The following is a 23,940-nucleotide window of genomic DNA, read 5'->3' as shown; positions in this document are numbered from 1 at the left end:
CGCGTCGCGGGGTGTCGTGTGGTAGGGCTGAACGTGTCCGAAATCGGCCGGCTCGTCTGTCTTCGAGGCTGACCAGAGGAGTGCAACAGTGGCGTTCGCGGCGACGGGACCCCCGCAGTCGGCAACCGCGGTCGACCCCTCCGGACCGATGTCCAGCGCCCCCGGGGTGGCCCGACGCGCGAACGAGGTGATGGCCGACATTGCGGCGCGACGGCCCGATGCGGTCGCGCTTCGGATGGTCGACGCGACCGGACGCGACGTCTGGACATACCGGCGGCTGTGGGACCGTGTCCGGCGGATCCGCGACGGTGCATTCGCCGATCTTCCGGCCGGGTCACGGGTGGTGATGGCCCAAGCCGGTGACGCCGACTACGTGGCCGGGTTTCTGGCCGCAATGGACGCCGGGCTGGTACCGGTGCCGCTGTATCTGCCGACGGTCGACGCGCCCGAACGGTTTCTGCAGCGCGCCCGGCACATTCTGCGTGACTGCGCGCCCTCGGCCGTCTACACCAGCGCCGAACTCGTCGATGTGCTGACCGGCGATCCGCTGCTGGACGGGCTGGCGCTGCGGACTCCGGACTCCGCCGTCGACGCCAAGAGGCGCGCGCCCGACGGACCCGGACGGGTCGCGTTCCTGCAGTACTCGTCCGGGTCCACCGGAGAGCCGAAGGGGATCGTCAACACCCACGAGTCGATGCTGCATCAGCTCGACATCGCGCGGCTGCTGTGGAACCACCCCGAGGACATCCACACGGTCAGCTGGCTACCGCTGTACCACGATCTCGGCATCTTCTGGGGCACGCTGTTGGCGCTGGCCACCGGTGGGACCGCGACGCTGATCCCGCCGGTGGAATTCGTGCGCAACCCCCGCATCTGGTTGCAGACCGTCCACGAGGTACGCGGAAACTGGATCGCCGCACCGGATTTCGGATACCGGCTGTGCCTGGACGCGTTCGACGAAACGACGATCGAGTCCCTCGACTTGTCCTGCCTGCGGTTGGCGATCAGCGGTGCGGAGCCCGTCCGTGCCGCCACGTTGCGTGACTTCGCCGCCAAGTTTCGCCCGGCGGGCCTGCGCGATGACGTGCTGTCGCCCCAGTACGGACTCGCCGAGGCCGGTCTGGCCGTATCCGGGACACACCACCGCCGTCCATGGGTACAAGCCGATTTCGATGCCGAGCAACTGAACCGGGGCCGGGCGGTCGAGGTCACCGCGCCCGCGCCGGACCAGCGCACCCACACCCTGATCAGTTGCGGCAACAGCACATTGGGCTGGGAGGTGCGCATCGTCGACCCCGACCGCCGCGCCGTCCTGCCCGACGGCGCAGTCGGCGAAGTCTGGGTGAGTGGCACCGGACTGCCGGACGGCTACTGGCGCCGGCCGCGACAAACCGCGGAAACGTTCGGCGCCACAACCACCGACGGCCGCGGGCCATACCTGCGCACCGGTGACGCGGGATTCCGCAGCGGCGACGAACTGTACATCTGCGGACGCTACCGGGATCTGATCATCGTCGGTGGCGGTAACTACTTCCCGAACGACCTCGAGTCGACCGCCGAACAGGCGCGTTGCGGCATCGCGAGCGGCGGCGCCTGCGCCGTACAGCCCGAAGGCTCCGAGCACTGGTGGCTGGTGGCGGAACCCGACGTTCCCGCAGCAGATCTCGCAGATTTCAGCCGGGTGCTGCGACGCAGGATTCTCGCGGTGCACCAGACCGCGCCGGAGCGCATCATCTGGGTGCACTCCCGCGTCTTGCCCAGGACGACGTCGGGGAAGATCAGGCGCCGCAAGACGCTGGACATGCTTGACGCCGGCGAATTCGAGATCGTGCAAGAGCTTTCGGTGTCGTCGGAAGCCGAACGTCCGGTGTCCGAATTGGCCGGGTTTGTGGCGGGATTGCTTGGTGTGCAGACCCTTGGCGCCGATGTCGATCTGATCGGGCTGGGGCTGACCTCGATGATGACCGCTCAGGTTGTCGAATGGGCGGCGACCCGGTCCCGGCAGCTGGACTTCGCCGCCCTGTACGCCGAACCGAAGTTGGGCAGCTGGCAACGGATCTACGACACCGCCCCCACCTTGCCCCCGCCGCGATCTGCCGCATCCGACACCCTCGCTACCACGGCGCTGCAACGCGCCTACTGGATCGGCCGCGGCGCGCAGCAGCCCCTCGGCGGGGTCGGCTGCCAGACCTACTTCGAACTCAGCGGCGCGACCATCGACCCGGGCCGGCTCGACACCGCACTGAGCGCACTGGCACGCCGGCATCCGATGCTGCGCAGCAGCTTTCCCGATGCCTCCCGATGCCGCATCGCGCCCGACATCATCCACCCACCACTGCGGGTACACGAACTCACCGATGCCACGCAGCTGGCCGAGATCCGAGACCGATTGCGCAGCCACAAGTTCGACGTCGAGCGCGGAGACACCTGGCGGGTGGAACTGACCCGCCTGCCTGACGGGTGCATCCTGCACTTCGCCGTCGATCTCATCATCGCCGACCTGACCAGCATCGGTATTCTGTTGCGCGATCTGGCGGCCCTGTACCGCGGCGACGAATTACCGCTCGTCCCTTTCGGTTTCGGTGTGCCAACATCGGCGCCGGCGTTGTCGGGTGCCGTCGAGCCGCTCCCGGAGGGGCCGCAGCTGCCCCGGGCCGACGAACGCGCAATCTCCTTCCGCCGCCGGCAACACCTGGTGCCCGCCGACGAGATCGCGGCCCTCGACCGGGCCTGCGTGCGGCACGACGTGACCCGTGCCGCGGCGTTCCTGGCCGCCTATGCAACAGTGCTGGGACACTGGAGCGCCACCGACGACTTCCTGATCAACGTGACGACATTCGGCCGCCCCGCCGACATCCCCGATGTGGTCGGCGATTTCACCAAGACCCACCTCTATCGCACGGGACCGGATCGGCCGACCGCATTCGCCGCCGCCGCGCGAGGCGCCCAGCACGGCCTGCGCGCGGCACTGCGCGCAGCCGAATCCACCGCACTGCTGGAGGCTCAACTGCGGGCGGGAACCGGCCACAGCGGCCTGGCACCCGTCGTGTTCACCTATGCCGCCGACACCACCGTGCTGCGCCAAAGCGACATGGCGACATTGGGATCCGTGGGCGAAGTGACCTCGATGACTCCACAGGTGATCATCGACAACCAGATCGGCGCGCTGGGCGGGGACCTGATCGTGTCGTGGGACTACCGCGCGGGCTGCTTCCCACCCCATGTCGTCGACGACATGTTCGACGCTTACGTCGGCCTGCTCCGAAGTCTCGGCACCCGCGACTGGTCCGCGCGGGTCACCATCGATCTGCCGCAACGGTCCCGACTGGTCCGCCGACGACGCAACGCCACCGCCGCGCCGCGGCCACCGGGCCTGCTCCACGACGCCTTCCGGCAACAGGCCGAGCGGGATCCGGACCGGGTCGCATTGCGCTGGGCCGCAGAAGAATTCGACACAGACGACGATCCGATCGCCCGCTCGTCCACCTGTATGTCCTACGGTGCGCTCGACGAACAGGCGCGACGGGTCGCCGGGGCGCTGGCCGTCCGGCACGCGCCCGGGGACGTCATCGGCATTCAATTACCCAAGGGCCCCGCCCAGGTGGTCGCCGTGCTCGGAGTGTTGATGGCCGGCTGCAGCTACCTACCGGTCGGTGTGGAGCAGCCCGCCGAAAGGTTCTCCCGGATCCGTTCGCTGTCGGGTATGTCGGGGCTGATTCGGTCCGAGGACATCGAGTCGATGCTCCGCTCCGCTCCGGTGCAGCCGGTTACCGTGCACCCGGACGACACGGCCTACGTCATCTACACATCGGGCTCCACCGGTGCACCCAAAGGCGTGCTGATCTCGCATGCGTCGGCGCTGAACACCGTCGTCGACGTCAACCGCCGCAACAGGATCGGGGACACCGACACACTGCTTGCGGTGTCGGCGCTGGACTTCGACCTCAGTGTCTACGACATCTTCGGCCCGCTCAGCTGTGGCGGCGCCGTCGTGGTCATCTCGGAGAAGTCCCGCCGCGACGCGTTCCGCTGGAACGCGATGCTGACGGAATTCGGCGTCACCGTGTGGAATTCCGTGCCCGCCCTACTCGACATGCTGCTGATCGCGGCGGGGGACCGCGCCGCGGCGATGCCCGGTTTGCGGACGGTGTTGTTGTCCGGCGACTGGATCCCGCTGGACATGCCGGACCGGTTGCGCCGGGCGGCGCCGGATACCCGCCTGGTCGCGATGGGCGGTGCGACCGAGGCCTCGATCTGGTCGAACGAATTCGTCGTGTCCGACGTCGACCCCGACTGGGTTTCCGTACCTTACGGATATCCGTTGTCCAATCAGAGATTCCGGGTGGTCGACGAATCGGGTGGCGACAGACCCGACTACGTCGCAGGAGAATTGTGGATCGGCGGGGCGGGTCTCGCGCGCGGCTATCACCATGCGCCCGAAATGACCGCCGAGCGGTTCGTGGCCGACGAGGCGGGACAGCGCTGGTACCGCACCGGTGATCTCGGCTGCTATTGGCACGACGGCACATTGCAATTCCTGGGCCGCATCGACGCACAGGTCAAGATCAACGGCCACCGCGTGGAATGCGGCGAGATCGAGCACGTGCTGCGCGGATACCCGCAGATCGAGGCGGCCGCGGTGGTGCCGATTCACACCAACACCGCGCTGGGCGCCGTGCTGGTCTGCAGCGCCGAATTCACCGATGCGGAAGTGGCGGCGCTGCGCCGGTACCTCGCGTCCCAGCTGCCGCAGTACATGATCCCCAAGTCCTTCGTCTGCCGGGCCGCACTTCCCCTCAGCGACAACGGCAAGGTCGACCGTCGTTGCGCCGCACTGGAAGTCGAGACCTTCGCAGCGGTGTCGACCGACCCGACGGGCAGCGGGTTGAGCGCGGTCGAACAGCAGGTGGCCGACGTGTGGTCCGAGGTGCTCGGCACCCCGATCACCCGGCGTGATGACAACTTCTTCGCCCGCGGCGGCGACAGCCTGCGCGCCACCCAAGTCGCCGCGCAGCTGCGCCGACGAGGGGTGCTCGGCGCAGACGTGGCCCAGCTGCTCGGCCGGCAGACCCTCGGTGAGTTCAGCTCGATCTGTGTTCTCGGTCAACGGCCGATCCGAGACCACGTGGCGGCGAGCCGAAGCGAATTCCCGCTGACCCGACTGCAGCAGGCGTATGTGCTGGGCAGCGCCGGGCTGCGGGGGAGTACCCGCGCACCAACCTCTTTCGCCGTCGTTCTGGAGACCGACCGCGTCGAGCTGGATCGCTTCGCCGCCGCCGTCAGCCGCTGCATCGACGAATTCGCGGTGCTGCGCTGCGCATTGGAGTCCGACACCAGCCAACGCGTACACGCCGACGTCGGACCGGCGGCCCTGGTCACGGTCGCCGGGTCCGACCCGGACGCGTTGCTGCGCCACATGGCGGACGAGTCGTCCGATCCCCGGGCGGTCCCGGCGATCCGGTCTTACGCGCTGTCCGGCTCGTCGCGCCATGTCGGTCTGCTGGTCAACTACCTGAGCCTGGACGCCCGCAGCCTGGCCACCGTGATCGCGACGATCGTCGCCGACTATCAACAGGATCAGCGGCCGCGACCGGTCGATCCGTCCGTCGACGTCTTCGCGCGCTTCGTCACCGAAACCATGCCTGTGGCCGAGGAATTCAGTGCGCCGCCGGTGCTGCCGCTTACCGGCCGTGACGCCGCCACGGCGACCCGTTTCGAACGTCGCAGCTTCAACCTGCGCCCGCGGGAGTTCGCCGAGCTGCGTGATCAGGCAGCGCAACAGGGCGTGACCCCCACCGCGCTGATCTTCGAAGCGTTCACCGACGCGCTGCATTCGATCGGCGCGGGCGAGCAGTTCGCCGTTGTCGTCCCGGTCTCACACCGACCCGACTATGCGCCGACCGATCGCGAGGTGCTCGGCAACTTCACCCGATTGGCGCTGTGCGACACCGATTATCGCGTCGTTCAGCCGGGCTCGCCGGAAGCGGTAAGCGCCGCGCAGCAACAGCTGTGGCGTGCGGTCGGCAACAGCACGGATGCCACCGGCCAGCTGGCCGCGCTGCGCTCGGCCGATTCGACCGGTTATCCGGTCGTGTTCACCAGCACGCTGGGCCTCATCCCGGCTGGGCGGGCAGAGCTGGTGAGTGTCCGCTCGTTGACCCAGACACCCGGGATCTGGTTGGACTGTCAGGTCGAGGACGACCAGGGTGGTGCCCGGATCAGCTGGGACATCGCGGCCGGTATGGTGGCCGATCAACCGCTGGCGGCGGCGTTTGCACATTTCGAGCGCGCGGTGCGCCGGCATGCCGGTCAGGTCGAAGAGGCCGTCGCCGAATCCTGCTGGGCCGCTGCGGTGATTGCCGAAGCAGCGGGTCTGTGTGACTCCGAGCGGATCCGCCCGGAGTATGCGCAGTTGGTGCGACGCTGGCGGGAATACGCGCCGAACCCGGCGCACGACGTGCGGCGGGCGTCGCGGCGACTGGCCGATATCGTCACCGGAGCGGCGTCACCGCAGACGCTGATCGGCGACCCGCAACTCGCCCCCGAGGTGATGCTGCTGGCCGACGAGCGGCTGCAACGGGCCCTCGACGAGCTGACCGAACGCATCTTCGGGCATGCCCGCCGACTCGGCCGCCGGCTACGCCTCCTGGAAATCGGCTCTCGGACCGGGCTGATCACCCGACGAATCACAGCGTCGGTCGGTGCGGTCGCCGACGAATACTTCTGCTACGAACCGAATCCGGTGCTGGCCGAGATCGCTGCCGGCCGAGAACTGCAGACCGTGCCCGTCACGTCACCGAGCAGCGCGCCCGCCGTGGACGTCGTGCTCTGCTGCGGCTCGTTGCACCAACTGCCCGAACCCGCGACGATCCTCGATGCGCTCACGGTGACCGAGGGCGGCTGGCTGTGGGTGGCCGAGGTCTGCGAAGTCACCCCCGCGACGCTGGCCGGCGCCGCCGTGCTCAACCCGACGCTGCTCACGCGGGGCTCGTTGCACGCCCCGGACCAGTGGTGGCGGTTCATCGCCCAAAGCCGTTGGCGGCCAACGCAAATGGTGCAGGACGGCCCGGGGCTGACGCTCGTCGCCGACCAGCAGCCGCGGCTGCCTCGACCGCAAGCCGCGGACCTTGCCCACCGGGTACAGCCAAGGGCCGTCACGAAGACCGTCACTGGCGCTGACGAAGCCGTGCTGGCCCAGATAGCCGGGGTCTGGCAGCGGCACTTGCACATTGCCGCGGTGCCCGCCGCCACCGACGACTTCTTCCTGCTCGGCGGCGACAGCCTGGTGGCGACCCGGGTCTATGCCGAGCTACGCGCCGCCGGGTTCACAAGGCTGGCCCTCGTCGACCTGTTCAACTACCCGGTACTCGGTGAACTCGCCGCGCACGCCGGCGTACCCGCAGCGCCGCAACCGGTGCGGCAGACACCCCGGCCCCAGGCCGACCAGGGTGCCGAGTTTCCGCTGACCGCCGTGCAGCGGGCATATCTGGCCGGACGGCAGGGCGGGTTCATGCTCAGCGGGGTAGCGGCGCACTGTTACTTCGAGTTCGAGACAACCGGGTTCGACCGGCCGAGATTCGACGTCGCCGCACGTCGACTCGTCGCGCACCACCCCGGACTGCGCACCACGGTGGCAACCGCGACGACGGCGATCGTGCACGCGGCGCCGATCGAACCCGTCGTGCACGACTACGACGACGTGCGGGCACGAATGCGTGACCAGGTGATCGACATAATGACGCGACCCGGGATCGACTTCGGCGTGCAGGTGGGCAACGGCGGGCGCAGCATCGTGGGTATCAGCATGGACAACGTCATGCTCGACGGGACCAGCATGATGATCGCGCTTGCGCAGCTGGATTATCTCTACCGCGGCGGCACCAGCGACCAATTGCCGGCGTTGAAGACGACTTTCGCCGACTACCTGCGCACCCATCCCGAGTTGTCGCCCGACGCGGACGAAACCGCGTTGCCGCAGCTGGCCGCAAGCCGTGACTACTGGCGGGCGCGGTTGCCGACGCTGCCGCCCGCGCCCCCCTTGGCGCCCATGTCGGTGCTCTTCGACGTCGGCACACCGGTGTTCGAACGAGTGGAAGCCGTTGTGGCCGCGCCGGACTGGCAGCGCATCGGTGCGGCTTGCCGGAGTGAACAGGTCACCCCGGCCTCGTTCCTGCTGGCCAATTACGCCCGAGTGCTCGCGCAGTGGACGGCCACCACCCACTTCTGCGTCAACGTCACCTTGTTCGACCGCGACCCGGGTGTTCCCGGGATCGAGGACGTCATCGGTGACTTCACCTCGCTACTGCTGGTGGAATGCAATGTCGATGCGACCCTGTCGATCTGGGAGCAAGCCCGTCGGCTGCAGCGGCAACTGATCACCGATCTGTCGCACCGGGTTGCGGACGGGATATGGCTGCAGCGCGAACTGCTGCGCCACCACGGCCGGCCGTCGGACGCGGTCTTCCCGGTCGTGTTCACCAGTGGACTGGGCCTGCTCGATACGGTCGCCGCATCGGGATTCGATTTCGGCGCAATGACATTCGGCCTCTCTCAGACACCGCAGACGGTGCTCGACTTCCAGATGTGGGAGAAGGCCGGATCGCTGGCACTGTCGTGGGACTTCGTCACGCAGGCGATCCCCGCGGAGGTGGCGCGGCGCAACCTCGAGGCGATGGTCAGCGCCATGGTGGCCGCCGGCGCCTACGGCGTGTCGGCGCCGAACGACCCGGGCGACGAGTTCGACGAACGCGTGTTGACGATTTGCGCTGCGGCGCTGGGCAGGCCGCGGGTCGATTCGCGCGACAACTTCTTTCAGCTCGGCGGTGACTCGGTTGCCGCCACGCGAGTGGTCGAGCAGTTGAGCCGGGAGGTGTCCGGCACGGCGACGCTACGGCTGCTGTTCGAGCATCCGGTGATCGGGGACTTCGCCCGCAGTCTCAGGACGGCTCTGGCGGCGAGCGCAGCCGAGGCGGACTTCGAAGAGGGCGTGCTGTGAGCGTTGCCGAGCTGATCGACCGGGTGCGCCGCGTCGGCGTACAGCTCTGGGTCGACGGCGAGAACCTGCGTTTCCGGGCGCCCCAGGGGGTCCTCGGCGCGGATCTGAAGGCGCAACTGTCCGCGGCCAAAGCCGACGTCATCGCGGCGCTGACGAGCGAGACGGAAGTGGTTCGGGCGCCGCAGGACAGGTTCGAGCCGTTCCCGCTGACCGACGTGCAGGCGGCCTATGCGGTCGGCCGCACGTCGGCGTTCCGGTGGGGTGGTGTCGGCTGTCACGGCTATGCGGAGTTCACCGTGGACCGCAGTGTCGCGACACCGAGCGCCGAGTCCTATCGGACCGCGTGGCGCAAGGTCGTCGAGGCCCACGACATGTTGCGCTGCGTCGTGCACCCCGACGGCTACCAGGTCATCCAGCCGGACCTGGCCGACGGCATCGCCATCCGTGAGAGCACCGACAGTCGGCACATCGCCGGCGAACGCGCCCGTGTCGCCGACGAACTCGCGCAGCGCACCTACCCGCTGGGTATGGGCCCGATGTATGACGTCGTGGTCACGATCGGCCCGGAAGACACCGTGCTGCACGTGTCGGTGGACCTGTTGATCGCCGACTTCGTCAGCATCTTCCTCTTGATGACCGACTTCGGGCACTGTCTGCTGGACCCGGAATACACTCCCCCCGCAGCAGGTTTCAGCTTCCGCGACTACCTGCTCAATGTGATCCGTTACCGTGAGTCGGCCGCCGGATCGCACCGGCGGCAACGAGACCTGGACTACTGGCGGGCCCGGCTCGACCAGCTGCCGCCGCCGATTACGTTGCCGCTGTTGCCGTCCGCGCCCGAGGCCGAAGTAGCGCCGAGCTTTTCGCGACGGTCGATGCGGTTGCCGGCAGACGAATTCGCTGCCTTCACCCGGCACGCGACCGCACACGGCGGCACCGCCAGCGTCGCGATCGCCGCCGCGTTCAGCTCGGTGCTGGGCCGCTACGGTGACCGCGACCACTTCTCGCTGACCCTGACGACCATGACTCGTCAGCTCTTCACCCCCGAGGTCGGCCGACTGGTCGGGGATTTCACCGGCACCAGCATGCTGGAAGTCGACGTCGGCGGGCAGCGCACGTTCGCCGAATTGCTGCGCGTGATCGGCGGCCGGTTGTTCGACGATATGGATCATGCCGGTGTCAGCGGGGTGGACGTCGCGCGCATGCTGGCGCACGGTGACGAAACCCGCGGCGAACTCTCGCCCGTCGTGCTCACCTCCACGCTGGGTGCCGGCGTGAGCGCCGAATCGTCGTTCCTGCGTCCCATACCGGGCCGGGGACTGAGCCAGACCCCCCAAGTGCTGTTGGATTGCCAGGTTTTCGCGCTCGACGGTGCCTGCGAGATCAACTGGGACACCCGCGACGACGGGATCGCCCCCGAGGTGCTCGACCGCGCGTTCGCCGACCTTCGCACCGTGCTGGAAACCCTGAGCACCGACCCGCCGGCCTGGGACCGGCCGGTGCTGCCCGCAACCGCGCCGGCGCCCACCTCAGTGCGGGCTGCGCCGAACGCCCTGCTGCACTCGGGGTTTCTGCAGCACGCGGCCCGGACTCCGCAGGCGGTGGCGATCAGGCACGGGGATCAGTCCACCACCTACGCACAATTGCTATCCGCCGCTTCGTCGGTCGCCGCCGAATTGTCGGCGGCCGGTGTGGACTCCGGTGATCATGTCGCAATCCGCTTGCCGGAAGGGCGAACTCAGGTGGCGGCGATCCTGGGCACCATGCTGGCCGGCGCCGCCTACGTCCCGCTGGACGTGACGTGGCCGGAGCACCGGATCGCGCAGCTCAGCGAACAGTGTTCACCCGCTGTGGTGTGCGAACCCGGCGGACCGATCGAGCGGTTGCTGGCCGACCCGGCAACCTGGCTGGCCCGGACGGCGCCCCCACCGGATCGGGCGCAACCGGACGACACTGCCTACGTCATCTTCACGTCGGGATCGACCGGAATCCCCAAGGGCGTCATGGTGAGTCACCGCGCCGCACTCAACACCGTGGCCGACGTCAACGATCGGCTGGGCATCTGCGCGACCGATGCGGTGCTCGCGGTGTCGCAGCACACCTTCGACCTGTCCGTCTACAACATCTTCGGGATACTGGGCGCCGGGGGCACCCTGGTGTTCGCGGCCGGCGGTAACGATCCGCAAGCCTGGCTCGACGCGATCTCGGCACACGGTGTCACCGTGTGGAATTCGGTTCCCGCGCAGATGCAACTGCTAGTGGACCACGTCGACCGGCGGACGACGTTGCCGTCGCTGCGCCACGTCATGCTGTCGGGGGACTGGATCCCGGTGTCCCAGCCCAAACAGATCGCCGCGTTGGCGCCGCGGGCGGCGATGCTCAGCCTCGGCGGGGCGACCGAGGCGGCGATCTGGTCGATCTGCCACCCGATGCAGGCACGACGGTACGCGCGCAGCGTCCCGTACGGTACCGCCCTGCGCAACCAGAGTGTGCATGTGCTGACCCACCGCGGCGAGCCGGCCGCACTCTGGCAGGTCGGTGAGATACACATTGGCGGAACGGGTCTCGCGCAGGGCTACCTCGGCGATCCGGCCCGCACCGCGGCAGCGTTCGTCACACACCCGGTCAGCGGCGAGCGACTGTACCGGACCGGCGACTACGGCAGGCTCATCGACGACGGCGTGATCGAACTGCTCGGCCGACGCGACAATCAAGTCAAGATTCGCGGCCACCGCATCGAACTGGCGGAGGTGGACTCGGCGCTGTGCAACCTGCCGGGAGTGCGGACCGCGATGAGCGCGGCGCTCGGTCAGGCACCGCAGGATCGGATCCTCGCGGCCGCAGTGGTCCCCGACGCCGCAACCGACGACGAGTTGTCCGAACGCCGTTGCCGCGCAGCGGCGATCCGGCGCGACATGGAAAAGGCGCACCACCACCAGGTCGCCGACCTGGACACCGGGGCGATCCTGCGGTTCGCTGCGTCGGCCCGAGCGGCCGCACTGGACAGCATGTGCGCGGTGCTGGCCACCGCAATGAGCCCGCGCGAACGGGTCACCGTCGACGAACTGGCGCGCCGGCTCTCGGTGCCCGACCGGCTGCAGCGGCTGTTCCATCGCTGGCTGGACGCGCTCGCCGACGAGAGACGCGTGACGCGACACCCGGGATGCATCCTGGAACTCGAAGATTTCCAAGAACTTTCGGACTGTGCTGTGGCCTGGCAGCGGGCACGCGAGTTGGGTGCGGCGGTGGACTACGGCGACGACCTGCTGGCATATGTGGGCGAATGCGTCGAGAACCTTCCCGGGTTGCTCGCGGGCACCGTCGATCCGCTCGGGTTGCTGTTCCGCGAGGGGACGGTTGACACCGCGACGGCCGCCTACCGCGACAACCTGCTCAGCCGGTACACCAACAGCCTGGTGGTGTCCGGCGTCGCAAGCCGCGCGAGCCGTGCAACGCCGGAGCGACCGTTGCGGGTACTGGAAGTCGGGGCCGGTGTCGGCGGCACCAGCGCGGGACTGGTGACCGCGCTCGCGCCCTACCCCGTGCGCTACACCTTCACCGACGTGTCGAACTTCTTCCTCGTCCGCGCCGGTCAGCAGTTCGCCGAGCACGACTTCATCGACTACCGGATGTTCGACGTCAACCGTTCGGCCGCAGAGCAAGGCTTTCCGCTCGGTTCGTTCGACGTCATCGTCGCTGCCAACGTGCTGCACAACGCGACAAACATCGACGACACTCTCGCCCGGCTCGACCTGCTACTGGCACCCGGGGGAGCGCTGGTCTTCATCGACGCCACGGCTGCCAACCACCCGCTGATGATCTCGATGGAATTCAAGGAGGGCCTGCACGGCTTCACCGACGCGCGAGCCGGGACCAACGCCGCATTTCTGTCATATACGCAGTGGCGCAACGCTCTCGACCGGTCGCCGTTCGGCGAAGTGCAGACCTTCCCGCCCCCGGAACACCCGCTCGGCTGGCTGGGTCAACACGTCTTCTGGTGCGAAACCGCCTCCACCGCGCACGCGCTGCGGGCGGTAGACGTGACCGAGCGGGCAAGGCAGGTGCTGCCGAGTTACCTGGTGCCGCAACAGATCATCTGCCTACCCGCATTGCCCCTCACGGCCAACGGGAAGATCGACCGGACGGCAGTGACGGCAGAACTCGAGACCCTTCGATCCGCGGGTCGCGCCGGTGGGCTGGCGACTGCGGGACGACCAGAAGACCTGGACGGCATGCAATCTCGCATCGCGGAGATCTGGGGATCGGTGCTTGGACTGGAACGTCAAGCTCTGACGCCGGCCTCGGACTTCTTCCTGTTGGGCGGTGACTCACTGCTGATGGCGCAGGCGATCGCGCGGATCCGTCGCGAGGTCCCCGAAGCTTCCGGGTTGGCCTGGGACGATCTGCTGCGGGCGATGGTCTCCGACTCCACCCTCGCCGCGGCCGCCGACGCGGTGCGCGCACCGCGGTTGGCGCCGAGCCCGTCGGAGCAGCCGTCGCCCGTCTCGCCCCTGGTGTACCTCGGTGCGGGCCAAGGACTCATCCGCGGTACCGAGCTGGTGGTGTGCGTGCACGACGGCAGCGGGGGACTGGCCCCCTACCAGGATCTGATTCCACACCTGAGCGCGGCCGGGATCACCGATCTGTATGGGCTGCAACGGGTTCCGGGGGACGGTTACTGCAGGATCGAACCTGCGGAGTTGTTCACCACGTTGGCCGCGCGATACTGCGCGCCGATCGTCGCGTTGGCACCCCGCAAGGTTCATCTGCTCGGCTACTGCATGGGGGGGCTGCTGGCCGCCGAGATCGCCAAGTGCCTGGAGGAGTCGGGCATCGACGTCGGCACCGTGACCGTGGTCAGCTCCTACCGCGTCCCGATGGACGTCGAGGACGATGACGTCCTCGATTACTGTTTTGCGCAAATCCTCGGCGTGGCGCCGGAAGTCCTCGGTCTGCAAGTCGACGACGATGCGGTCCGCGGCGCATTCGCCCGCGCCCGTGCCCGCTACGTCGACGTGATACCAGCCGGCGCCCTGCGCAGCGTCGCCGAACCCGTGCTCGCGGAATGCCTGCAGCGCAGCGCGCAAGCCGGTGACCCGAGGCTCGAGCTGCTGGCCGAATCCGGCGTGCTGGGTGAGTCCTGGGACGTCGAGTCTCTGCGCGAACTGCGCTCGAGCTTCGTGCACAGCCTGCGGGCCGTCGTGCACGGAGCGGCCGAGCCGTTCCTCGGCGACATCCATTTCCTGCGGCAGCGCGGCGACATCCACTTCCTGCCGACACTGCAGGAAGACATGACCGCGTTCTGGACGGACTACTGCCTGGGCGAGTTGACCATCAGCGACATCGACGGTAACCACTTCGATTGTCTGACTGGCGACAACGCGCGGTCCGTCGCCGCGATGTTGGTGGACTCGTCGATGCCCGGCCCGTGAAACGGGTCCTGCTGTTCGGCAGTACCGGCGCGGTCGGCCGCAGTTGCCTGAAGGTCCTCAAGCGGGACAGCGACACCTCGGTGCTGCTCGCCGGTAGAGACGAGGGACGGCTGCGCGAGGCGGGATCCGATGTCGACGCGGCCGTGGTCGACCTCACTGACCTGTCGGCGGTGGCGGACGTCGTCGCGGGGTGCGATGTCGTGATCAACTGCGCCGGGCCGTCACGACAACTCAGCGCTCAGGTGGCCGCTGTCGCCGTCGCAGCCGGGGTGCCTTATGTCGACCCGGGTGGTGACTCAGCGCTGATCGACCGGCTCACGACGGCAACGGTTCCCATCCTCCTGCAGACCGGTGTGCAGCCCGGGTTATCCGGATTGTTGTTGCGGTTGCTCGACGGACGACAACCGGTCACCGTCTGGTGCGGCGGACTGCAACCGCTGACCGAGGCGTCGGTGCTCGAATATCTGGCCAGCCTGCACGACACGGACAGCCACCCCGGCGCCGCACTCTGCGGCGGGGCGGTCCGCCGGATCGGCCGTAGCGAGTGCGAGCCCGCCCCAGCGCGGTTCTTTCCGGGTTCGGCCAGCGTCCACCCGCATCTGGATGCCGAAACACTAGCCGTGGCAGCGCATCTCGACATCGGCAATCTGTGTTGGCTGAACGTGTTCGACGGGGTGCACACCACGCGTGCGATGCAGTTGCTGGCCCTGGACGACCAACGATCATGCGGCCCGGCGGAGGTGCTGTCGGCGGCCAGATTGGATCTGTTCGGGCGCCGACCGTATTTCGCGATCGTCGCGACCGCAGGCCCCACCACCGTCGCCTTCAGCTGTCCGGACAGCTACCGCGTGACGGGTGCGCTGACGGCCTTCGCGGCCCTGCGGGTCGCAGACATGCCGGCGGGTGCACGCGCGTTCTGGCGTATCGAGGAGCCCTGGCAGGCACTGAATTTCATGATGGACACCGTGCCGCAGGCGGAATTGACCTCGGCCGGGGCACCGCCGCTGATTGAGGAGGGTTGCCTGTGACGCAGCGGCCGCGGGCACTCGTCGTCGGAGCGACCTTCGGTGCGGTCTACGCCGAAGCCTTGACGGCGCCGAGTTCACCGGTCGAGCTGATCGGCTTGGTGTCCAACGGCTCTGGGGGCTCCGCACGAGTGGCGGACGGCCTGGGACTGCGTCTGTATACGGATCTGGACAGTCTGCCGCCGGTCGACGTCGCGTTCGTGGTGGTGCGCGCCGGTGTGGTGGGCGGCGACGGCACCCGGATCAGTGCGCAATTGCTCACCCGAGGCATCCACGTGATGCAGGAACAACCGGTGCACGCCGACGAGATGCTGTCGCTGCTGCGGGTCGCCAAAGCGCACTCGACGACCTACGCCGTCAACGACTTCTACAGCCGCATCGCGCCGATGCGCCAATTCGTCGCCGCGGCACAGCGTCTCGACGGGCTGTCGCCCATCCGCTACGTGCATGCCCGATCGTCGGTTCACGTCGCCTATCCGCTGTTCACCATCCTGAGCGCCTTCCTCGGCCCGCTCACTCCGGCACGGATCGCGGTGCCGCAACGCACGGAAGGCCCGCCCAGCGCCTTCGTCGCGGGCCGCGTCGTCCTCGGCGACGTCACAGTGGACGTGCTGATCCAGAACGAACTGTGCGCCGATGACCCCGACAACTACGCGCGGCTGATGCACACCATCACCGCCGGATCCGATGCCGGCGAACTGGTCCTGGCCCATACCCATGGATCCACCCACTGGCATCGACGCCCGCATGCCGACGCGGGCGCGGCCGAGGTGCCGATCGCCCAACTCGTCGGCACCGCATACCAGCCCACCGCCGCGTGGGTGCGAAACGAGTTGTGGCCGGACGCAATCCGGCTGGCGGCCACTGACTTCATCGAGTCGATCCGGCGTTCTCGCGGCCTGATCTCGCAGCGCTTCATTCGCGCGGCCCGGTTGTGGTCGGACTTCACCTCCGCCATCGGACCGGCGGCCGCACTGGATCCGACGCCACCGCGAGAGATCACGGCGTCGGAGTTGACGGCCCCGTGACAGTGCCGTTGACGCTCACAGCGCGCGTTCGCGCCCGATCCGCGCCAGATCGATTCCGTAAACCCGTCGCGCCACCGGCAGTTGGGCCAACGCCGCGGCCACGAGAATGACGCCCGCCACCACCACCGGCGTGGTCGCGCGCATCTCGAGTCGTAGGTGGTAACCCAGACTGTGATAGGTGGACAGCAGGCCGTCGGCGAGCAGCGCGCCGCCGACCACGCCGAACGGGACCGCGAGCAAAGCGAGGCTGAAATTCTCCACGGCGATCAGCCGGGACAACATGCCGGCACCCATCCCTTGGGCATGCAACGCTCCGAGCTCGCCGAGTCGCTCGGATATGTTGGCGGACATGGCGTTGTACAACAGCGCGGCCGCCATGACGGCCGCGAAGACGAGCATGATGCTGACCAGGGTGTCGTAGAGACTGAAGGCTTTCCGCATGGTCGATGCCAGCGATGTCGTCGAACGGTACGCGACGACTCCGGGTACCGCGGCCATCCGGTCCCCGAATGAGCGCTGGTCGGCACCGGGCTGGAGTTTGACCAGCACGCCGTTGACCGGAAGCCGATCGGCTTGTGCTCGTAGCCGATTCAGCGAGATGTAGACGACGGGTGAGAACGGCTCGTCGACGAAGCCCGCTACCCGCTCGGTGAATCGCAGCCCGTACTGCGGGACCGCGATGTCGATGCGGTCGCCGAGCGAGGTGGACAACAGGTCGCGCAACCCGACCCCCAGCAGAACCCCGTCTTGCGGCAGCCGGTCGGCGCCGGATTCCGCCGGGAACGTGTGCATCTGGGGCTGCGGCGCCAGCCCGATCAGCTGGGTTTCATAACGGTGTGCGCCGGCGGTGACCGTGACACCGTGCGCGCTGTAAGGCTCCGCGGCGGTCACCTCGGGGTCCGTGCGCAACCCGTCTACCACCGCATCGGCCGGCCCGGACAGCACGACTTCCCCGTCCTGCTTGGCGATTTGACCGAACTGCCGATTGACCATGCCGGGCAGGGTGTCGCGCATGCCGGCGAACACCATCACCAAGACGACCGCGACGGCAACACCCGTTACGGTGAGCACCGTCCGCCGACGGTTCCGACCGATGGCCCGCAACATCATTCGCCACCGCGCCGGTATCCGTCCCAGTAAAAGGCCTGAGCCGATCCTGATCCTCGGGCCACGCTGCAGCGGTGGGGCCACCCGCATGGCTTCGGCGGGTGACATCCGCGCGGCCGCACGGGCCGGTGCCGACGCGGCCAGCAACGCGACGGCGCACGCGGCGACGGCAGCGACCAGGTAGGTCACTGGATGAATCGCGGTGAGACGCATCGGCAGCGCGATGGCGGTCGTGTACTTCGACGTAATCCACTGTGCCAACAGGTAACCGCCGAGCAGCCCGGGTGGCACGCCGATCGCCGCACATGCCACCCCGTAGGCAAGATAGTGCCGGCGCACGGCGCCCGCGGACAGGCCGTTGGCGATCAGGGTTCCGATGACGGCCCGCTGTGCGGCGACGATACGGAAGAGCAGCACATAGGTGCCCAGCGCGACAGCCGCGAGGAACAGCCACGGCAGAATCCCGGCGAGGCTGCCGAACTGCATGACGTCGTCGCGCAAGGTGTGAAAGGACGGCTGATCCTCGCGTGCGACGAACTGCAGCCCGGCGTCTCCGGCAAGCCGGCGCACCGACTCGGTCAGGGCTGCGGCAGTCGAGCGGTCACGTGCGTAGACGGCCAACTGATCGGTGGCATTCGGCAGCACGCGCTGCAACTCCTCGTCGGGCAGAAACACCACACCGAAATCCTCCGGAGTGGTGAGCACTTCCTGGGCCGAGCGTGCCGGCCACAGATATTCGGTCGACAACCCGGTGCCCGAGACGGTAAAGCGCTGCCAGCCTTGACTTCCCAGCAGCTCGACGGTTCCGCCCGGATCGAGGTGATAGTGGTCGGCCAGATGCTGTTCGACCAGCACATGCCCGTCGCGAGGCAGTGCACCCGCCCGCACGTCGAGCAGCGACACGCTCGGCTGCTTCGCCTCGGGTACCCCGACGGCGCGGCCGTAGAGCGCGTGCCGGTCCACCCGGATCCCGACGTCGGCTTGATGGCGCGCCTCGACCAGCGGGCCGCCCGGCAGTGCGGCGACGGCGTCGCGCAGGTGAAAGGCCCCCGATCCGGACAAGACCGCGTCCGGCAGCCGTTGACTGGAATAGGACCGGTCGAAGGATTGATCGAGATTGCGGTAACTGTCGGTGGCGGCGACGAATACGGCCACACCGATTGCCATCACGACCGCGATAGCGGCGAATCGCCATCGTTCCCGCCACACGTCCCGGCGCAGTTTGCGGCGCAGTGCGCGACTCACCAGTCCAAGTCCGTTGCGTCCACCGGGTTTTCGACGATCTGTGTCTTGCTGATCGCGCCCGCGTGTAACCACAGCACCCGGTCGGCCATGCGCGCGATCTCGGAGTTGTGGGTCACCACGATGACTGTCTGCCCACCGTCACGGGCCAGGTCACCCAGCGCGGCCAGGACGTGTCGTCCGGTGACCAGATCCAGGCTTCCGGTGGGTTCGTCGCACAACAGCAGCGGGGGTTGTTTGACGATGGCCCGGGCGATGGCCACCCGCTGTTGCTGACCGCCGGAGAGCTGAGCGGGAAAGCGATCTGCAACGTCTCCGACACCCACCCGTTCCAGCGCGGCGCGACTGCGCGAGGGGGCGTCGGGCCCGGTCAGTTCGGCGAGTAATTCGACGTTCTCCCGCGCGGTCAAGGTGGGTACCAGGTTGAAGAACTGGAAGACGAACCCGACCTGCTCGCGGCGGTACCGGGTGCGCGACTTGCGGTTCAGGCTTGTGACATCGGCGCCACCGACCTCGACCTGACCCTGCGTCGGCTGGTCGATTCCGCCAATGATGTTGAGCAGGGTCGTCTTTCCCGATCCGGACGGCCCGAGCAGCACCACGAATTCACCGGCCCGGATTTCCAGGTTCACCCCGTGCAGGGCGACGACCCGGGTGGGCTCGGCGCCGTAGGTCTTGCCGACATCGGTCAGCCGCAACGCGAACGGTCTGGCAGAACTGCGCGCCGCGGGTGCGTCGCCGACGTCTGACCCAGCGCTCATCTGCTCACTATGGCATCCGGCCGCGCTAGCGTCGGCGTCCGTACCGATCGGCGAGCTTCTGCTCGACGGTCATCGACTGGTCCGGTGGCGCGGGACCGCCGGTGGGTGCGTCGTGGGGCTGAGCCGGACGGACCTGTCTCTCCCGGCGCCGAGCGCGGACCTCGGCATAGACGAAATATGCCAGCGCGGACGGGGCCACGACGCCGAACAGGATCCACTGGATGCCGTAGGACAGAAACGGGCCGGCATCCAGGTGCGGTACCCCGATCACGCCGAGCCCGCCGGGCTGGCCCTCCACCAACTGCAGATACGACCCGGCCAACGGCACCCCAGTCAACGCCGACACCTGGCCGGTGCTGATCGAATACACCTGCTGGTAGCCGTCTCTGGTGAACGGCTCCTTGCCCGGCAGGGTCGCCTCCGAATCGCGCAGGCGCGCGGTGATGGTCACCGTGTGATCGGGTGGCCGCGGAATCGGCGGCACGTGCGAGCCGCTCTCGGGCCGCACGTAACCACGGTTGACCAGAACCGTCGGCCCGTCGTCGACGACGAACGGCGCCAGCACCTCGAACGCCTGGTCGCCGTCCACGACGCGGAGCCGGGCCAGCACCCGTACGTCCGGCAGGTAATGGCCGGTGGCCGTCACCTGACGCCACTGCGCATCGGGGGCCGACGAATCCTGTTGCGGCAACAGTGTTTTCAGCGGTGCTGGCGGCGTGTTCAGCGAATCGGCGATCTGCTGGTTCTCCCGCGACGTCCTGGTGTTCTTGCCCAGCTGCCACGGTGCCAGCACGGTGAAGCACAGGTAGGTGAATGCGATGCACACCAGCCACAGCGCCACCCATCCCGGCCGCAGCAGGAACCCGAGGCTGGGAACTCTGCGGGACATCAACCGGATCCGTTCTGCGCGAGTCTCTCGTCGACCCAATCGTGCAGACCGGGCAGCGCGGACTCGATGACCACGAACGCCTCCTCGAAGTCGCTGTGGTCGCCGTAGTAGGGGTCCTCGACGTCGAGCGCGTAAGCCCCCGACCGCGGGTCGAACGAACGCAGCATCCGCAGCCGCTGGTCCTCCACTCCCAGATCGCGCAGCAGTCGGACATGGTTGCGGCCCAACGCCACCACCAGATCGGCCTGCAGATGCTCGTCGTCGACTTGGGCTGCGCGGTGAGCGGTGGGATAGCCGTGGTCGCGCAGTACGCGCTTGGCCCGCCGGTCGGCTCCCTCACCGACGTGCCAGTTGCCGGTGCCGGCGCTGGACACCCGGACGACGTCGCCCAGTCCGCGCTCCTGGATCTGGTGGGCGAACATCTTCTCCGCCATCGGGGAGCGGCAGATGTTGCCGGTGCACACGAACGTCACGTGCAGTTCGTGCTCAGACACCGAGCGCCCTGCGCAACTCGTCGACCGTCGCGACGTGCGTCACGCCGGTGACACCGATCCGGTCGGGGAAGTCGGCACGTCCATAACCCCAGCCGACCACCACGGTGTCGATGCCGTGCGCGGCGGCGCCGTCGACGTCGTGACTTCGGTCGCCGACCATCAGCACCCGCTCGGGCAGCGGCTCTAACTGGGTGATGGCGTGCGCCAGGACCTCGGTCTTGGACTTGCGGGAGCCGTCCGCGGTGGCGCCGGCAATGATCTCGAAGTGCTGCTCCACGCCGAAATGGGCGAGGATGCGCCGAGCCGTCGGCTCCAGTTTGGAGGTGGCCACCGCCAGCCGGATCCCGGCTGTCTGCAGGTCGGCCAGCAGTGCCGCGATGCCGTCGAACAGGGTGTTCATCGACCAGCCCCGCGCGCCGTACTCGGCCCGAAACGCGGCGATCGCCTCGTCGGCCCGCCCGTCGAGTTCCATGGCGTGAAACGTCTCGTCCATCGGCGGCCCGACGATGCGGGCCGCCAGGTCGCCGTCCGGGATGGGGGCGCCGATGTGGGTGAGGGCGTGGCGGAAGCTGGACACGATGCCCAGTGCCGAATCGGTCAGGGTGCCGTCCAAATCGAAGATCACCAGCTGCGGCGCCTCGTCCGCGATCGAGCGTGTCACGCCCCTCATTGTCCTAGATGGGTGGCGCAGGGCTGCGCCGGATGTCTGGCCTGGCCGATCGCGCACTAAGGTTTCAGTGATGGCACGTCCAGATCCGAGCGCGTCGAGCCGGCTTGCGCTGGCGCGTTATCACGGTGATCAAGACGTCGTGCCGGGCATGCTGGATTTCGCCGTCAATGTCCGGCACGCGCAGCCGCCGGCGTGGCTGGTGCAGCGGTTGAGCGCGCGACTGGCCGACCTGGCCCGCTATCCCGGCTCCGCGGAGCTCCACGCCGCCCAGGACGCCGCCGCCGCGCGGCACCGCCGGGCCCGGGACGAGGTGCTGCCGCTGTCCGGCGCGGCCGAAGGGTTCGCGTTACTGGCCAACCTGCGCCCGCGCCTGGCGGCGCTGATCGCGCCCTCGTTCACCGAGCCGGAGGTCGCCCTGAGCGCGGCCGGTGTACCGGTGCGCCACGTCGTCCTACCGCCGCCGTACACCCTGGACGCCGCTCGGGTGCCGGAGGACGCCGATCTGGTGGTGGTCGGCAACCCCACCAACCCGACGTCGGTGCTGCACACCCGCGAGCAGCTGCGGGCGTTGCGCCGGCCCGGACGGATCTTGGTGGTCGACGAGGCTTTCGCGGACTCGGTTCCCGACGAGCCGCACTCGTTGGCCGGCGACTCACTGCCCGACGTGCTGGTGTTTCGCAGCCTGACCAAGACGTGGGCGCTGGCCGGGCTGCGAGTGGGCTACGCGCTCGGCGCGCCGGACGTGCTGGCCCGGCTGACCGCCGCGCGCCCGCACTGGCCGGTCGGCACCCTGCAGCTGGCGGCGATCACGGCGTGCTGCGCGCCCCAGGCCGTCGCCGAGGCGGCCGCCGATGCCACGCGACTGATGATGTTGCGCGCTGCGATGGTAGCCGGGTTGGAGTCGGCAGGTGTGGCGGTGGTCGACGGTTCGGCACCGTTTGTGCTGTTCCGCAGCCCCGCCGCGAAGGCGATACGAAATAGTTTGCGCGACAAGGGAATCGCGGTGCGACGCTGCGACACTTTCGTCGGTCTGGACGACACGTATCTCCGGGCGGCGGTGCGTGCCGAATGGCCCGTCTTGGTCGACAGACTGGTCGAATCCATGTCCGAACTACCGGTCTGCGCGCACAGCGGAGGTACTCGGTGAGCGTGCAGTTGGCCGACGTGATCGGCGTGCTCGACGAGGCGTATCCGCCGCGGCTGGCCGAGTCGTGGGATTCCGTCGGCCTGGTATGCGGTGACCCGGCCGACCCGGTGGAGTCGGTGACCGTTGCGATCGACGCGACCCCGGCCGTCGTCGACGAAGTGCCCGAGGCGGGCCTGCTGCTGGCTCACCATCCGCTGCTGTTGCGCGGCGTTGACACGGTCGCGGCCAACACGCCCAAAGGTGCGCTGATCCACCGGTTGATCCGCTCGGGCCGCTCGTTGTTCACCGCGCACACCAACGCCGACTCGGCCGCCCCCGGGGTTTCCGACGCGCTGGCCGACGCGCTCGGCCTCACCGTGGAGGCTGTGCTGGAGCGCTCGCCGGCGGTCGGTGACCTCGACAAATGGGTCATCTACGTGCCGCAGGAGAACTCAGACGCGGTGCGCGACGCGGTCTTCGGTGCCGGCGCCGGACACATCGGGGACTACTCGCATTGCAGCTGGAGCGTCACCGGCATCGGCCAGTTCCTGCCGCACGACGGGGCCAATCCGGCGATCGGCAGCGTCGGCACCGTCGAACGGGTGCCCGAGGACAGGGTTGAAGTCATCGCGCCCAGCAAGTCGCGCGGCGCCGTGCTGGCGGCGATGCGGGCCGCGCATCCCTACGAGGAGCCGGCCTTCGACATCTTCGCCCTGGCGCCGCCGCCCGCCGGCACCGGACTGGGCCGGATCGGCACGCTGGCACAACCGGAATCGCTGCGCGACTTCGTCGCCCGCGTCGGCGCGGCGCTGCCGCAGACGTCGTGGGGGGTGCGGGCGGCGGGCGACCCCGACCTGCCGGTGTCGCGGGTGGCGGTCTGCGGGGGAGCGGGGGACTCGTTGTTGAGCGCGGTAGCCGCGGCCGATGTGCAGGCTTACGTCACGGCCGACCTGCGACACCATCCGGCCGACGAACACCGTCGGGATTCGCCGGTGGCGCTGATCGACGTCGCGCACTGGGCAAGTGAATTCCCGTGGTGCGCTCAGGCGGCTGCGGTGTTGCGGTCGCGGTTCGGGGCTTCGCTGCCGGTGCGGGTGTCCACCCTGCGCACCGACCCGTGGAACCTGAGTGCAAGTGGGGGCGAATGCTGAGAACGAGACCAGGAGACCCG

11 protein-coding genes are annotated in these 23,940 nt (G+C 68.5%); 6 read left to right on the top strand and 5 right to left on the bottom strand.

The window, feature by feature from the left end; translation table 11 throughout:
• The first annotated feature begins 88 nt into the window (after positions 1-88).
• The 4 genes from AC5Y4D_RS11800 to AC5Y4D_RS11785 are packed head-to-tail and all read left to right on the top strand — an operon-like array spanning position 89 to position 16,480.
• On the top strand, positions 89-8,995 hold the full coding sequence (locus AC5Y4D_RS11800) for an amino acid adenylation domain-containing protein (protein ID WP_499945681.1): 8,907 nt from the start codon (positions 89-91) through the stop codon (positions 8,993-8,995).
• Positions 8,992-14,427 carry a non-ribosomal peptide synthetase gene (locus AC5Y4D_RS11795; protein WP_500037213.1) on the top strand — a complete coding sequence of 1,812 codons (5,436 nt, stop codon included), beginning with the start codon at positions 8,992-8,994 and terminating at the stop codon, positions 14,425-14,427. The genes AC5Y4D_RS11800 and AC5Y4D_RS11795 overlap by 4 nt, the downstream gene beginning before the upstream one ends.
• Positions 14,424-15,455 carry a saccharopine dehydrogenase NADP-binding domain-containing protein gene (locus AC5Y4D_RS11790; protein ID WP_500037212.1) on the top strand — a complete coding sequence of 344 codons (1,032 nt, stop codon included), beginning with the start codon at positions 14,424-14,426 and terminating at the stop codon, positions 15,453-15,455. Before AC5Y4D_RS11795 ends, AC5Y4D_RS11790 begins: the two co-directional genes overlap by 4 nt.
• The gene (locus tag AC5Y4D_RS11785; protein WP_500037211.1) at positions 15,452-16,480 is read left to right on the top strand and encodes a Gfo/Idh/MocA family oxidoreductase; all 1,029 of its coding nucleotides are present in this window, start codon (positions 15,452-15,454) and stop codon (positions 16,478-16,480) included. The genes AC5Y4D_RS11790 and AC5Y4D_RS11785 overlap by 4 nt, the downstream gene beginning before the upstream one ends.
• A 15-nt stretch (positions 16,481-16,495) precedes the next feature.
• Here the strand turns inward: AC5Y4D_RS11785 and AC5Y4D_RS11780 are convergent, their stop codons facing one another.
• The 5 genes from AC5Y4D_RS11780 to AC5Y4D_RS11760 are packed head-to-tail and all read right to left on the bottom strand — an operon-like array spanning position 16,496 to position 21,598.
• A complete protein-coding gene (locus AC5Y4D_RS11780) occupies positions 16,496-18,832 on the bottom strand; it encodes an ABC transporter permease (protein WP_500037210.1) in 2,337 nt (778 codons plus the stop codon).
• Positions 18,829-19,590 carry an ABC transporter ATP-binding protein gene (locus tag AC5Y4D_RS11775; RefSeq protein WP_500037209.1) on the bottom strand — a complete coding sequence of 254 codons (762 nt, stop codon included), beginning with the start codon at positions 19,588-19,590 and terminating at the stop codon, positions 18,829-18,831. Before AC5Y4D_RS11775 ends, AC5Y4D_RS11780 begins: the two co-directional genes overlap by 4 nt.
• 25 nt (positions 19,591-19,615) lie before the next feature.
• A complete protein-coding gene (locus tag AC5Y4D_RS11770; RefSeq protein WP_499945687.1) occupies positions 19,616-20,479 on the bottom strand; it encodes an SURF1 family cytochrome oxidase biogenesis protein in 864 nt (287 codons plus the stop codon).
• Positions 20,479-20,973, bottom strand: a complete 495-nt coding sequence (locus AC5Y4D_RS11765; RefSeq protein ID WP_499945688.1) for a low molecular weight protein-tyrosine-phosphatase — start codon at positions 20,971-20,973, stop codon at positions 20,479-20,481. Before AC5Y4D_RS11765 ends, AC5Y4D_RS11770 begins: the two co-directional genes overlap by 1 nt.
• Positions 20,966-21,598 carry an HAD-IA family hydrolase gene (locus AC5Y4D_RS11760; RefSeq protein ID WP_499945752.1) on the bottom strand — a complete coding sequence of 211 codons (633 nt, stop codon included), beginning with the start codon at positions 21,596-21,598 and terminating at the stop codon, positions 20,966-20,968. The genes AC5Y4D_RS11765 and AC5Y4D_RS11760 overlap by 8 nt, the downstream gene beginning before the upstream one ends.
• A gap of 115 nt (positions 21,599-21,713) precedes the next feature.
• Here AC5Y4D_RS11760 and cobC point away from each other — a divergent pair, with 115 nt between their 5' ends.
• Both cobC and AC5Y4D_RS11750 read left to right on the top strand, forming a co-directional pair.
• Positions 21,714-22,790, top strand: coding sequence for an Rv2231c family histidinol phosphate aminotransferase CobC (gene cobC / locus AC5Y4D_RS11755; protein ID WP_499945689.1), 1,077 nt, complete (start codon positions 21,714-21,716; stop codon positions 22,788-22,790).
• Positions 22,787-23,920, top strand: coding sequence for a Nif3-like dinuclear metal center hexameric protein (locus AC5Y4D_RS11750; RefSeq protein ID WP_499945690.1), 1,134 nt, complete (start codon positions 22,787-22,789; stop codon positions 23,918-23,920). Before cobC ends, AC5Y4D_RS11750 begins: the two co-directional genes overlap by 4 nt.
• Positions 23,921-23,940 lie beyond the last annotated feature (20 nt).

The organism is Mycobacterium sp. NGS67, from assembly GCF_059812185.1.
Note: the sequence above shows the minus strand (reverse complement) of the source record. Positions and strands in the feature narration are given on the sequence as shown.

What these genes read in the sequence shown, in the direction of transcription:
- AC5Y4D_RS11775 (WP_500037209.1), bottom strand. Translation starts at nt 19,590, where the DNA reads ATGAGCGCTGGGTCAGACGTCGGCGACGCACCCGCGGCGCGCAGTTCT.
- AC5Y4D_RS11770 (WP_499945687.1), bottom strand. Translation starts at nt 20,479, where the DNA reads ATGTCCCGCAGAGTTCCCAGCCTCGGGTTCCTGCTGCGGCCGGGATGG.
- cobC (WP_499945689.1), top strand. Translation starts at nt 21,714, where the DNA reads ATGGCACGTCCAGATCCGAGCGCGTCGAGCCGGCTTGCGCTGGCGCGT.